General features: G+C 41.9%; 11 protein-coding genes. All 11 read left to right on the forward strand.

The genetic code is table 11. From position 1 onward, the window contains the following. The first annotated feature begins 137 nt into the window (after nt 1-137). The 11 genes from COD92_RS12940 (at nt 138) to COD92_RS12995 (ending at nt 14,348) form a co-directional block, all read left to right on the forward strand. Complete coding sequence (locus COD92_RS12940; protein WP_098531854.1) at nt 138-1,421, forward strand: Glu/Leu/Phe/Val family dehydrogenase; 1,284 nt, start codon at nt 138-140, stop codon at nt 1,419-1,421. Between the two features lie 25 nt (nt 1,422-1,446). Further along, entirely contained in the window at nt 1,447-1,743 is a 297-nt protein-coding gene (locus tag COD92_RS12945) for an SAV0927 family protein (RefSeq protein WP_098531831.1), read from the forward strand. 11 nt (nt 1,744-1,754) lie between these two features. Continuing rightward, a complete protein-coding gene (locus tag COD92_RS12950; protein WP_098531832.1) occupies nt 1,755-2,003 on the forward strand; it encodes a biotin/lipoyl attachment domain-containing protein in 249 nt (82 codons plus the stop codon). Between the two features lie 178 nt (nt 2,004-2,181). Beyond that, nucleotides 2,182-4,305, forward strand: a complete 2,124-nt coding sequence (locus COD92_RS12955; protein ID WP_098531833.1) for a sigma 54-interacting transcriptional regulator — start codon at nt 2,182-2,184, stop codon at nt 4,303-4,305. A 203-nt stretch (nt 4,306-4,508) separates the two neighbouring features. After that, the gene (locus COD92_RS12960) at nt 4,509-5,981 is read left to right on the forward strand and encodes an aldehyde dehydrogenase family protein (protein ID WP_098531855.1); all 1,473 of its coding nucleotides are present in this window, start codon (nt 4,509-4,511) and stop codon (nt 5,979-5,981) included. Between the two features lie 55 nt (nt 5,982-6,036). Next, a complete protein-coding gene (locus tag COD92_RS12965; RefSeq protein ID WP_098531834.1) occupies nt 6,037-7,410 on the forward strand; it encodes a putrescine aminotransferase in 1,374 nt (457 codons plus the stop codon). A 77-nt stretch (nt 7,411-7,487) separates the two neighbouring features. Further along, nucleotides 7,488-8,858 carry a 4-aminobutyrate--2-oxoglutarate transaminase gene (gene gabT, locus COD92_RS12970; RefSeq protein ID WP_098531835.1) on the forward strand — a complete coding sequence of 457 codons (1,371 nt, stop codon included), beginning with the start codon at nt 7,488-7,490 and terminating at the stop codon, nt 8,856-8,858. A gap of 37 nt (nt 8,859-8,895) precedes the next feature. After that, a complete protein-coding gene (locus tag COD92_RS12975; protein ID WP_141561101.1) occupies nt 8,896-10,317 on the forward strand; it encodes an NAD-dependent succinate-semialdehyde dehydrogenase in 1,422 nt (473 codons plus the stop codon). Between the two features lie 120 nt (nt 10,318-10,437). Next, complete coding sequence (locus COD92_RS12980; protein ID WP_098531837.1) at nt 10,438-11,622, forward strand: CaiB/BaiF CoA transferase family protein; 1,185 nt, start codon at nt 10,438-10,440, stop codon at nt 11,620-11,622. Nucleotides 11,623-11,634: 12 nt separating this feature from the next. Beyond that, entirely contained in the window at nt 11,635-12,843 is a 1,209-nt protein-coding gene (locus COD92_RS12985; protein ID WP_098531838.1) for an acyl-CoA dehydrogenase family protein, read from the forward strand. Nucleotides 12,844-13,223: 380 nt separating this feature from the next. Beyond that, nucleotides 13,224-14,348, forward strand: a complete 1,125-nt coding sequence (locus tag COD92_RS12995) for an HAD family hydrolase (RefSeq protein WP_098531840.1) — start codon at nt 13,224-13,226, stop codon at nt 14,346-14,348. Nucleotides 14,349-14,418 lie beyond the last annotated feature (70 nt).

The raw sequence follows: 14,418 nt of genomic DNA on the forward strand, positions 1-14,418 counted from the left end.
TTTGAATAATTCAACTATTTTCACATAAATTCTCAAAACAAAACGAGTAAAAATGCGTAAGGGAGTGCTTAAAAGAAGTTGGCACGAAAATTGCTATTAGGATAGTAACAATAAAAAAATGAGGTGTTAAAGTGTCAATTGAATCAGTTGAGGTAAAAAGGAATGAGGCCGGCAAGGAAAGGGATAATTCTTTGGTCGAGTTCCAGGAGACACTTAGGGAAGCAGCCAACATTCTAGACTATCCTGCACAGGTATTTGAATTCCTAAAAAAACCAATGCGCTTTTTAGAAGTAAGTATCCCTGTTCGCATGGATAATGGAAAAACAGAAATTTTCCAAGGTTACCGTGCCCAGCATAATGATGCACCCGGACCCACAAAAGGAGGAATACGTTTTCATCCTGACGTGACACCGGAAGAAGTGAAGGCACTAGCTGGCTGGATGAGTTTAAAATGCGGAATAACTGGCCTGCCATACGGTGGTGCAAAAGGCGGCATTATCTGTGATCCATGCCATATGACCTTAGATGAATTAGAACGGCTTAGCAGAGGATATGTCAGGGCAGTAAGCCAAATAGTTGGGCCGACGAAAGATATTCCAGCACCTGATATGTATACGAATTCCCAAATCATGGCTTGGATGCTCGATGAATATGACCATATTCGTGAATTTGATTCCCCAGGATTTATTACAGGAAAACCAATTGCCTTAGGAGGGTCACTTGGAAGGGAAACAGCAACGTCTAAAGGTGTTTTATATACACTTCAAATGGTCTGTGAATTGAAGAAGATGCAATTAAAGGACACCCGTGTGATTATCCAGGGCTTTGGAAATGTCGGCAGCTATCTTGCGAAATATCTATATGATTTAGGGGCCAAGGTAATCGGGATTAGTGATGTTTTAGGAGGATTATATGACGATAATGGCTTAGATATCCCTTATTTGCTTGAAAGCAGGGACTCGTTTGGAATCGTCTCTAATCGCTTTAACAGTCCGATTACAAACCAGGAATTGCTCGAGAAAGAATGTGATATTTTAATCCCAGCTGCGATTTCTGGAGTGATTAATAAAAACAATGCTAGTCAATTAAAGTGCCAGATTGTCATTGAAGCGGCAAATGGACCAACAACAAAAGAGGCATTAAAAATACTGGATCATCGTGAAATTCTTGTCGTCCCTGATATACTGGCTAATTCTGGGGGTGTGATTGTCTCTTATTTCGAATGGTGTCAGAACAATCAGGGCTATTATTGGACAGATCAAACGGTTGATCTCCGTCTAAAAGAAAAAATCACAGCAAGTTTTTTAAATGTATATAACACGTCAAAAAGATATAGCGTCAATATGAAAATTGCCGCCTATATAGAAGGCATTCAACGGTTAGCGGAAGCTTCCAGACTAAGAGGCTGGCTGAAATATTAATAACCACTATAGGGGAGGAACTTTTATGAAAATAGATATTTTATCGGAGCAAAAGGAAAATCAACTTTTACGCTATTTTTGTTTAATTACGAATCATCATCGCTATGATTTAACGATTGGTTACTCGAGTTATTTTTTTGGTAAGGCAATGGTTACCTCGCTTCAGTCAGGAAATATGGTCCTTCTCTGTCAGGAAGATACGAGCCAAGACCAGCATTGGGCGGAACGCTTGGGAATAGAAGATGAAGACATAACGGAATTACAGAATTTCTTCAGCTATGTCTTACAGACGCAGCCTTTTCAGGAACAATATATCGATTAGGAGTGAAAAATATGTATTTCGGAGTAGTACTAAGTCCTTGTTATGGGAAGGTGGAAAAGATTTCGGTTAAAGATGAAGCAAGAATTTATGAATGGGAACCGTTATTCATGATCAAAACAGAAACTGGCCATCTAGAAACCATCCAAACAAGTGTCAGTGGTGAAATAGAATCATTAGAGGTCCAGGAGGGCGATGAAGTGATTCCTGGGATGGTGCTGGCTTTTATTAAAGAAGATTTGTTTGTCACCGGCAGTGATTAATCGCCGGAAAGGAGATGTGGATAAATCCACATCTCCTTTTTAGCCGAAAGGCTTCAGGCATAAGGGCAGCACGGTTTGATCTTCGCCTTATGTGACTCGCCAATCAGTGAGTTTTTTAAGAAAAATTCTGAAGAAAGTGGTAGTATGATAGTATGAAGGTGAATAAGGGGGCTTCGTGATGTTTTCCGTGGCAAAAGAAAAGATCAAACCAATCGTATCAGTCTCAGTGGATGAAAGTGAGGAAGTCTTTCGTGCAACTTTAAATAAACTGAAAGAACCCTTTTTATTTTTAAAAAAGCAAAATCAACTTTTTGCTTATGTACACATTGGCAGCAAAGAAAAAGAAGCGGCATCTGTTGAAGTCTTACTAAAAAATGCGAAACCAATTGATGGTATCTGCTGCCTTAGTGAACAAATTTCCCTGCCTGTTTTGTTTCAAATTATTGGTGAGCCCTTTGCCATTATCAGAGGGACCGATGGAAAACCAGCAGGTTACATACAGCGAGAAGATGTCCTCGCAGAACTATTTAAACAGGAAAATAAGAGTGTTGACTTATTAAAAATTATCCTTACCTCGATTCCAATGGGGATTTTCGTATTAGATAAAGAAAAAAAGATTATTAATTGTAATGATGCTGGTTTAAAAATGATTAAATCAACAGCTGAGAGGGTGTTAAATTTTCCCGCAGAAAATATTTTTAGCAAGGAACGCATTCAGCAAGTCTTTTCAACCGGAAAGACACTGCTAAATCATCTTGAAATAACGAATGAGATGGGGGTCCTTGTTGATTATAGTCCGATCTTAAACTATGACCATGAAGTGGAAGGCATTATTATTGTGGTCCAGGATCTTCCAATGGTAGAAGAGATGGCCATGGAAATTGAACATATAAAGGATTTGAATAAGGACTTAAATGCCATTCTATCCAGTATTTACGATGAAATTCTTGTTGTCAACGCCAAGGGAGAACTAATCCGTTTTAGCGAAAATATCTTACATGATTTCTGGAACGTAGATTTAAAGGAACTTATCGGTAAAAACATCTTGGAGCTAGAGGACCGGGGCCTATTTACTCCATCGGTTACCAGGCTGGTCATTGAAAAGAAGAAAAAGGTCTCTGTTGTACAAGAAACACTTAACGGGAGGAAAATTTTAGCGGTTGGAAATCCGGTCTTTACTGAACAAAATGAACTGGATCGGATTATAGTGGCATCAAGGGATATCACTGAAACAACTAGACTAAAGAGTGAACTGCAGGAAATGCGGAAAATATCGGAAAAGTATAAGAAAGAACTAGATGATTTCAGGACCAAGGATCGCTTTTTGAAAAAACTCATTTATTGCAGTCCGAAAATGGAAAAAATCATGCATCAGGTTAAAAAAATTGCGGATTTTTCCTCTACGGTGCTTCTCCACGGGGAATCAGGTGTAGGGAAAGAGGTTATCGCACAAGCCATTCATCAATTAGGCAAACGTTCCGATAAACCGTTCCTAAAATTAAATTGTGGTGCGATTCCGGATAATTTGCTTGAGAGTGAATTGTTTGGTTATGCAAAGGGATCTTTTACGGGAGCCGATAAGAACGGTAAGGACGGATATTTTAAACAGGCTGACGGCGGGATTTTATTCCTTGATGAAATTGGCGAAATGCCACTCCACCTTCAAGTCAAGTTGTTACGGGTCCTTCAGGAACATGAGGTGATTCCAATTGGAAGTACCATACCGATTAAGGTGGATGTCCAAATCATTGCCGCCACGAATAAAAACCTCGCCAAGATGGTCGAGGAAGGTACCTTCCGTGAAGATTTATATTATCGGTTAAATGTGATTCCACTGAATATTCCGCCATTAAGGGAAAGGACTGAGGATATCTCTCTGTTAGCTTTCCATTTCCTGCAGCGATTAAATGAAAAGTATGAACGTAATTATCATTTGACCCCTGACGCCATTAATGTGCTTGAATTTTATTCATGGCCGGGTAATGTAAGGGAACTGCAGAATATTATTGAAAGATTAGTAGTGACGGCTGATCATTCAGCTATTGACGCTGAATTTGTCAGTCAATTTTTATCACTTGGATATGAACATAAAAAAATGAAGCCTGTAATTACCCGAGTCATTCCATTACAGGATGCCATTGATTATGTAGAGGAACAGTTGATTGTGATGGCTATGAATCAATACAAGACAACCACGAGGGCGGCCAAAGCCCTTGGGATTAGCCAGTCTTCTGTCAGCCGGAAATATCAAAAAATAGTAACCGAAAAAAATAGTAAATTGGAAAACTACTCATCTCTATAAAATTTTAAGCTGATTCAGACCAATATCTGAGTCAGCTTTTTTTATGCACATGGAAATAGGGTTATGCAGGATTGAATAACATCAAGCGTTTTTTTGAAAAAAGGCATAGAATTAGCCGCATTTATCTGTTGGCACGCTTCTTGCAATAGTTATTAGTGAGGGTGAAAAAAGGAGGTAATAAAATGGTCGAAGTAAAAAACCGCGTGGTAAATCTTAAGATGTTTATAGATGGTGAGTGGAAAGATGCTGAAAATCAACAAATACGACTAGTTTACAATCCTGCTAATGGAGAAATTATCGCTCATGCCCCTGAAGGGACAATTACAGATGCCCGAGCTGCCATTGATGCCGCTCGGAAAGCTTTTGAAAGTGGTGTTTGGTCAGGGATATCGGCTCAGGAAAGAGCTTCATATTTATTAAAAATTGCCGACAAAATTGATGCCTATGCAGAGGAATTAACCCAGCTTGAGACCATGGATAACGGTAAACCATTGCGAGAAGCAGGCTTTGATGTGGCCGATGCGGCTGCTTGTTTCCGCTATTATGCAGGATTGATTACCAAGCCAGATGGTCAGACCTATCATGTTGCCGATCCGATGCAGGCGATGGTAGTGCGTGAGCCTGTTGGTGTTTGCGGTTTAATTGTCCCATGGAATTATCCTTTGTTAATGAGCGTATGGAAAATTGCCCCGGCCTTAGCAGCAGGAAATACAATTGTATTCAAACCTTCTGAAGTCACTCCGGTTACTCCGAAAAAATTGTTTGAGATTTTTGAAGAAGTGGGTCTGCCAAAAGGGGTAGCGAATATGGTCATGGGAGCTGGAGCAGTGGTTGGAAATGAAATTGCTTCACATCCTGAAGTGGATATGATTTCGTTTACAGGCGGTACGAAAACAGGAAAACAGATTATGAAGACAGCAGCTGACACCATGAAAAAAGTATCACTGGAGTTAGGCGGCAAATCCCCAAATATTATTTTTGCTGATGCTGATTTTGAAACGGCTGTTGATTATGCCTTATTTGGTATATATGCCGGCTCCGGCCAAGTTTGTTCAGCAGGCTCGAGAATTCTCGTTGAAGAAAGTATTTATGATCAATTTGTAGCCCGCTTCGTCGAAAGGGCACGAAAAATTATGGTAGGTCCTGGAAATGACCCTTCCACAGAAATGGGGCCGCTTGTCAGTGCAGAACACCTTGAGAAAATTCTTTATTATATAGAACTCGGAAAGCAGGAGGGGGCAACAGTGGCCTGCGGTGGAAATAGGATCGTTGCTGATGGCTTGGAGAAAGGCTACTTTGTTGAACCAACGGTTTTTGTCAATGTCGAACAAGAGATGAGAATTGTTCAAGAGGAGATTTTTGGGCCCGTAGTAGTCATTCAAAAATTCAAGAATGAAGAAGAGGCTGTTAAGCTAGCCAATGGAACTATTTATGGCTTGGCCGGCGGGGTATTTACAAAGGATGGTGCGAAGGGATTAAGGGTAATTAAAAAGCTCCGTGCCGGGATTACCTGGATAAACTCTTATCATCCTACTTATAACGAAGCACCTTGGGGCGGTTATAAGCAAAGTGGTATTGGCCGCAGCCTTGGAACATTTGGACTTGAGGAATTCCAAGAAATTAAACAAATTAATATTAATCTGCAGGTAGAACCGGTCGGCTGGTTTTCAAACTGACCTGTATTTGAAAAATAATCCAGAACAAAAACATCAAAAAGGGAGGAAGTATTTTATGAGTATTGATTATAAGCAGGAGTTAAAAAGTAAGCAAAATGAACAATTATCTGAATATATTAATAAGGTTCTAGAATTAATAGAAAAAGAGGAAATTAATGAAGAAGAAGCAGCTTGGATCACAAAAGAAACGGTCGATGGATTCCGTGAACATGTTAATCCAGGATTCCTTGCCTACCGTAAAACTGTAACAAAGGATGGCCAATTTGCCGCAGTGGAATGGTCTGATAATGGTTCCTGTTTTAAGGATGTCAACGGCAAGGAATATATTGATTGTCTTGGCGGCTTTGGTATCTACAATGTCGGACATCGCAACCCTAAAGTATTGAAAGCGGTAACCGATCAACTTAAACGTCAGGCTCTGCACAGCCAAGATTTGCTAGATCCGCTTCGTGCCATGCTGGCAAAAATTTTAGCTGACATCACACCGGGCGATTTAAAATATGCTTTCTTTACCAACAGTGGGACAGAAAGTGTGGAGGCAGCCTTAAAGCTTGCCAAAATGTACAGTGAACGGACTACCTTCATTTCCACGACACGGGCGTTCCATGGAAAAAGCTTAGGATCGTTATCCGGGACAGCGAAGGGCATGTTCCGTAAACCGTTTTTACCATTGATCCCAGGTTTCCGGCATGTACCATTCGGCGATATCGACATGATGCGCAAAACATTTGAAGTTTGTGCTTCAGTCGGGGAAGATGTTGCTGCCGTCATTTTAGAGCCGATTCAAGGTGAAGGGGGAATAATCCTTCCGCCGGAAAATTATCTCAAACAAGTCCGGGAGCTTTGTGACCAATATGGAGCTCTGCTGATATTTGATGAAGTTCAGACAGGAATGGGGCGGACAGGAAAAATGTTTGCCGCTGAATTATATGATGTGGTACCGGATATTATTTGTCTTGCCAAAGCCTTTGGCGGAGGCGTTATGCCTGCAGGGGCGATCGTTGCCAGGGAAGAAGTCTTTAAAAGCTGGTTCCCAAATCCATTCATGCACACGACTACCTTCGGCGGAAATCCGTTAGCCTGTGCGGCCGCGATTGCGACAATTGGTGTTTTAATAGAAGAAAAACTTCCTGAACGGGCTGCCGAAGTTGGTGAATATTTTTTAAAAGAATTAATACAAGCCGCCAAAGGACATGAGGATAAGGTTCAGGAGATCCGCGGTCAAGGTTTGATGATTGGCATCGAATTCTATCAGGATGAAATCGGTTATGAGGTATCAAAGGGAATGTTTGATAGAGGAATTCTCGTGGCTGGTACCTTGATCAACTCAAAAACGATTCGAATCGAGCCTGCATTAACGATAAGTTATGAAGAGGTTGATCGAGTTGTCAGAAATTTTAAAGAAGTTTTAGAGCATGTAAAGGGATAATCGCTTTTTATATAGAAATGAACAAGAGGGACGCTTTTATTCCCTGGGTGTTATTTTTTTAAAAGGAGGAGTACGAATTGGAAAGGAAATTTGTCAAGCTCCAAACAGAAATACCCGGACCAAAATCGAGAGAAATCTTGGAGCGAAGAAATAAATTTGTTCCAAAAGGAATCAGTAACAACTGCCAATCCTTTGTAAAAAAAGCAGAGGGAGCACTGGTCGAAGATGTGGATGGTAATCATTATATTGATTTTGCCGGTGCAATCGGAACGCTTAATGTCGGTCATTCACACCCGAGAGTGGTAAAAGCTTTGCAGGAACAAGCAAGCCAATTTATCCATACCGGTTTTAATGTGATGATGTATGAATCTTATATAAATTTGGCAGAGCGGCTGTGTGAGCTTGCCCCAGGTCAGTTTGATAAGCAGGCCGCTTTCTTTAACAGCGGTGCGGAAGCCGTTGAAAATGCCGTTAAAATTGCCCGCAAGTACACAAAACGCCAAGGGATTGTTTCGTTTACAAGAGGATTCCATGGCAGAACGTTAATGACAATGACCATGACAAGCAAGGTCAAGCCTTATAAATTTGGCTTTGGTCCATTTGCCCCGGAAGTATATAAGGCGCCATATCCATATGTGTACCGCCGTCCTGAGGGAATGACTGAACAGCAATATAGCGGCATGATCATTGAGCAGTTTGAACAATTTTTAGTTGCAGAAGCTGCTCCAGAAACGATTGCAGCCGTGGTCATGGAGCCCGTACAAGGAGAGGGCGGCTTCATTGTGCCTGACAAGGCCTTTGTAAAACGGGTAAGAGAAATCTGTTCACAGTATGGAATTTTGTTTATTGCTGATGAAATACAAACTGGTTTTGCAAGGACCGGAAAACATTTCGCGATTGAACATTTTGATGTCGTTCCTGACTTAATTACCATTTCAAAATCGATGGGGGCAGGAGTTCCGATCTCGGGTGTCATCGGCAGGGCGGAAATCATGAATACCCCTGAGATTGGCGAGATTGGCGGAACTTACGCTGGGAGCCCGCTTGGATGCCAGGCAGCCCTGACAGTTTTAGATATTATTGAAGATGAGCAATTGAATGACAGAGCGCGATTAATTGGCGAGCGAGTGATTGAAAAAATGCAGCTCCTAGCCGACCGCTTTGAAGGGATTGACGATGTCCGCGGCCTTGGGGCAATGTGTGCGATGGAAATCGTCAAGGATCGTAAGTCCAAAACACCTGATAAAGAGGCAGTTGGAAAAATGGTCAAAGAGGCAGCTAAACGAGGTCTTATGCTGTTAAGTGCCGGTATCTACAGCAATGTCATTCGTCTGCTTATGCCGATAACCATCACGGATGAGCAGCTTGAAGAAGGATTACAAATCCTTGAAGAAGCCATCGAAGCAGTATATCAAAATAATCCTGCCTTATCTGTTGGAGGTGAATAATATGGATGTTCTTAAGCAGAATTATCAAATTTATCCGATGTATTTAAATGGTGAATGGGTGGGCAATGACTACGAGGTATATACTGACATCATAAATCCAGCTACGAAGGAAGTGATTGGTGCTGTTCCAACAGGCGGCGCCTACGAGGCGAAGCAGGCTGTTGATGCTGCCCATAAGGCCTTTAAAACTTGGTCAAAACGGACAGCGGAAGAGCGCTATCAGCTTTTGATGAAATGGTTCTATTTAATAGAAAAAAATAAAGAAGAAATTGCTAGAATTATGACCATCGAGCAAGGGAAGCCGTTAAAGGAAGCCTTAGGTGAGGTTTCGTATGCTAATGGCTTTATCTCCTGGTATGCCGAGGAAGCAAAGAGGGTCTATGGTGAGACCATCCCTGCATCAAGTCCAAATAAAAGAATACTAGTAAGAAAAGAACCAGTTGGTGTCATTGCGGCGATTACCCCGTGGAATTTTCCGGCGGCGATGATTACAAGAAAAGTAGCTCCGGCCCTTGCGGCAGGGTGTACCGCTGTCGTAAAGCCGGCCAACCAAACACCACTTACGGCGTTAAAAATGGCGGAGCTGGCACATGAAGCCGGAATACCAGCAGGAGTGATTAACGTCATTACTGGACGATCTTCGGAAATTGGCGATGTTTGGTTAAAAGACTCCCGTGTAACGAAAATAACTTTTACCGGATCGACAGAGGTAGGAAAGACGTTAATGCGCGGGGCAGCTGAAAATGTAAAAAAAGTTTCGTTAGAGCTTGGCGGAAATGCTCCATTTATCGTGATGGATGATGCGAACTTAGCGAAGGCTGCCAGCGGCCTTGTCCTATCAAAATTCCGCAATGCCGGTCAAACCTGTATTTGTACCAATCGGGTCTATGTACAGGAAAGTGTGGCGGACGAATTCATTAAGCTTTTTCAAGCCGAATTAGAAAAACTTAAAGTCGGTAATGGACTAGAAGAAGGTACAGATATCGGTCCGTTAATTGATAAATCAGCTTATAAAAAAGTAGAATCATTGGTTTATGATGCCGTTAAAAAAGGTGGTAAGGTAGCTTATAGCGGTTTAAAGCCTGCAGAGGAAAAAGGTTATTTCTTTGCCCCAACGATCCTTACCAATATCCATGATGATATGGAATGTATGAGGGATGAAATTTTTGGTCCACTTGCGCCAATATCTACCTTCAAAACGGAAGAGGAAGTGATTGAACGGGCCAACAATTCCTGCTACGGATTGGCTGCGTATGTCTATACGGAAAATTTAAGCCGCTCCTTTAGGATTACGGAACAATTGGAGTATGGAATTATCGGTTTAAATGATGCCCTGCCGTCAGTGGTTCAAGCTCCGTTTGGCGGCTATAAGGAAAGCGGCCTTGGACGCGAAGGCGGGCATTACGGAATTGAAGAGTTTTTAGAAGTAAAGTATATTTCGATTGGATTGGATATCTAATTAGAAATTGCTTTTAAATAGGAGCCAGTGAGCATTCAGTGCAGCAGCATTGATTGTCTTCACTGGCTTTCTTCTAGAATTGCTAGATTTGATGAGCATTGCTAGAAAGGAGGGAGCAAAGTGTTTGGACCGCTTTACGGATTAAAAATAATCGATTTATCCCGTGTGTTAGCGGGTCCATACTGCACGATGATGCTGGGCGACATGGGAGCGGAAGTGACCAAGATTGAGAGTGTTGACGGCGGCGATGAAACACGCGGCTGGGGTCCGCCGTTTTTAGAAGGAGAAAGCGCCTATTTCCTGTGTGCCAACCGAAATAAACAGGGGATTAGCCTAAATTTGAAAACAGACCAAGGTAAGGATATTCTCCGCAGACTCATCGCGGATGCAGATGTAGTGGTGCAGAATTTTAAGCCCGGGACTCTTGAAAGACTCGGTTTTGGATATGACGAGATAAAAAAATTAAATCCAGGGATTATTTTGGCATCGATCAGCGGCTTCGGTACAACAGGACCGTTTTCACACCTTCCAGGCTATGATTATATTATTCAAGCCATGTCAGGGTTAATGAGTATTACCGGTTATAGGGACGGAGAGCCTGCGAAGGTCGGGGTGGCGATTGCTGATGTGCTAACCGCTTTGTTTACTTGTATTGGTATTTTAGGAGCCCTTCAGCACCGAAGTAGAACAGGACAAGGTCAGACGGTAGATATCTCTTTATTTGACTCTCAATTAGCGGCACTAGTGAACGTTGCGAGCAATTACTTGTGTACGGGGAATATTCCCGAACGGCTCGGTAATGACCATCCCAATATTGTGCCCTACCAGGTTTTTGCTGCAAAAGATGGAGACTTTGTTCTAGCAGTCGGGAACGACCGCCAATATCGAAAGCTAGCAAAATTGCTTGAAGATGAAACCCTATTAAAAGAACAATTTGAAACAAATTCTGGCAGGCTGGTGAATAAGGACGAGCTGGTTAAAAAAATTGCTGCAAAAATAAAACTGAAAACAAGAACAGAGTGGAAACAGTTGCTGGATGAAGCGGGAATTCCAAATGGCCCTATCAATAATGTGAAAGAAGCTTTGGAATCAGAACAGGCACGGGTAAGAGAAATGGTGGTAAAGGTAGACCACCCGGTTATTAAAGACCTAAAGCTTGTAGGCTCGCCATTAAAATTTTCTGAAACGCCCATAAAAATGGATTGTCCCCCGCCACTTTATAGTGAGCATACAGAGGAAATTTTAATTCGTCTGGGATACACAAACGAGGATATTATCGAAATGAAGCAGCTAAAAATAATTTAGGGAGGAAGAGCCATGAATTTTTCATTAACCGATGAACAAAAGAGTGTACGGAAAGTCGTGAGGGCGTTCGTCGACCGTGAGATTATTCCTTATATTAAAGAGTGGGATGAGAACGGGCATTTTGAAACCGGAATCCTTAAACGCTTGGCTAAGCTTGAATTGATGGGTGTTTGTATTCCCGAGGAGTATGGCGGGGTTGGAATGGATTATAATACACTGGCAATTGTATGTGAAGAGTTAGAACGAGGTGACACAGCTTTCAGGACGGCTGTATCTGTTCATACGGGGTTAAATAGCATGACCTTGTTGCAATGGGGCACAGAGGAACAGAAACAAAAATATCTTGTTCCACAAGCAAGAGGAGAAAGGGTCGGTGCTTTTGGACTGACCGAGCCTAACGCCGGTTCGGATGTAGCGGCAATGGAAACAACGGCTGTAAAGAACGGCGACTTTTATATTTTAAATGGCTCGAAGACTTGGATCTCCCTATGTGATGTGGCCGACAACTTCTTAATTTTTGCCAAGACCGATCCGAAAGCGGGTCATCATGGAATTTCCTGTTTTATTGTAGAACGGACCTTCGTTGGAGTATCTTCAAAAGCGATAAAAGGAAAACTTGGTATTCGAGCAGGCAACACGGGTGAAGTATTCTTAGATCAAGTAAGAGTACCGGCAGAGAATTTGCTTGGTTACGAAGGGGAAGGCTTTAAAATTGCGATGTCGGCGCTTGATAATGGACGTTTTACGGTGGCAGCGGGGGCATGCGGCACCATTATGGCTTCGCTTGAGGCAAGCGTGAAATATTGTGAGGAACGGAAAACTTTCGGCAAGGAGATTGGCCGACATCAGCTCGTCCAGCAGATGATAGCTAAGATGTCAGCGAATTTGGAGATTTCAAGATTGCTAGTTTTTAAAGCAGGCTGGTTAAAAAATAATGGCAAACGGAATACACAAGAAACTTCTTTGGCGAAGTGGATTGCTTGTGACGCCGCTTTCGAAGCAGCCAATGATGCCGTTCAAATACATGGTGCGTACGGTTTCTCAAATGAGTTTCCGGTCGAACGCTATTTACGTAATGCCAAGGCCCCGGTGATTTACGAGGGGACAAGGGAAATTCATACAATTATGCAAGGGGAATATGCTCTCGGATACCGGGAGGATAAGCCATTGCGAAAAATGCTCCCATCGTGGCCTTTTGAAGAGAGTTTGATTAAAGGATAAGAGTGTTTCGTGGTTAAGCCGTGCGTTGAGAGAGTTGGGCGTACGGCATTTTTTTATTTAAAAGGGGATTTGGTATTAATTTACCAATTTTTTGTAGAATTAGTTTGGGATTTCGTAGAATTGTGTGATAGTTTCGTAGAATTCGCCTTCAATTTTGTAGAAAAGAAACGGATTTACGTAGAATTCCGAACTCCAATTCCGCCTAGTCTAAATTTATTAACAAAAATTAGCTCTATTAACAAAATTCTAAAACTTATTAACAAATCCACAGATAATGCCCCTTGTTTTTTTAATAAAAGTAGTCAAATACTTCAAATTACAACACCCGCTGTGTTACGATAACGTATAAAAGCAAACTAAGAATCGAGGGGGCAGGGAAATTGATTAACACCGTTTTATTTGATGTTGATGGAGTGCTTTTGAGCGAAGAGCACTATTTTGATGCATCTGCACTGACTGTTTGGGAGATGCTGATTAGCAGCAATTATCTAGCACTCGCACCGGAACAATTTAAAACCGAATATACTGAAGCAGAAATCAGCCACATCAGGGAAAATGTCTTCCAAAACGACCAGGTCCTTAAATTTATGAAATCCCGCGGCCTAAACGCAAACTGGGATATGATTTACCTATCCTTCGGCCATCAGCTCATACATCTTCTGTCGCAAATCAAAGAGGATGAAGCTGCAAAAATAACTCAATGGCTGACGAAGCCAATCAACTATGAAACCTTACGGGATATTGGCACGGTATTAAGTCAGTATCAGGTAGAATTGAATTTTGGATTGTTCGTAGACGAATTCTCTCAATCAGATGCGACAAAGCAGGAATTGTTTGAATACTTGAATGTACTGTCCAAGGAGAAGCTTGGCGTAGAAACATCGATTTTCCAAAAAGGCGAGCTCTGGTCTATTTGTGAACATGTTTCACAGGAATGGTATGTGGGCGATGAAAATGTCCTCGCTTCAACTGGCAGACCATCAGTCCAGACTGGGAAAAAGGGATTCCTTGCCAATGAAACAACCCTCGCTCCAGCGCAGGATATTGCGGCTTTATTTCAGCACCTTTCCTCATCTGGAATTACAATTGGAATTGGTACAGGAAGGCCAGACCTAGAAACGATCCAGCCTTTTAAACATTTAAATTGGCTGAAATACTTCGATGAAAACCGAATCATTACGGCTGATGAAGTATCAAAAGCAGAACAAGAGATAACCGAGCCTAAATCCTTATCAAAGCCGCATCCATTTACTTATATTTTGGGGCTTAAAGGAAAAGAGACATCATCAATAGACTGCTTAAACACCCCCCTGCCCATTCAAAAGGGGGAAGAAGTATTGGTTGTAGGTGATTCATTGGCGGACCTTCTTGCCGCAAGAAAGCTAGGCTGTCAATTTGCAGCTGTTTTAACTGGTCTTTCTGGGAAAGATGCACGACAAGATTTTGAAAAACATGAGGCAGATTATATTCTAGATTCAGTCCTCGATATTAAAACCATTTTATAAAATAGAGAAAGGGAATGGCGGCGCCATTCCCTCTTTTAAAAGATCAGAAAGTATAAATTTCGACTTCGAG

Source organism: Bacillus sp. AFS037270, from assembly GCF_002585305.1.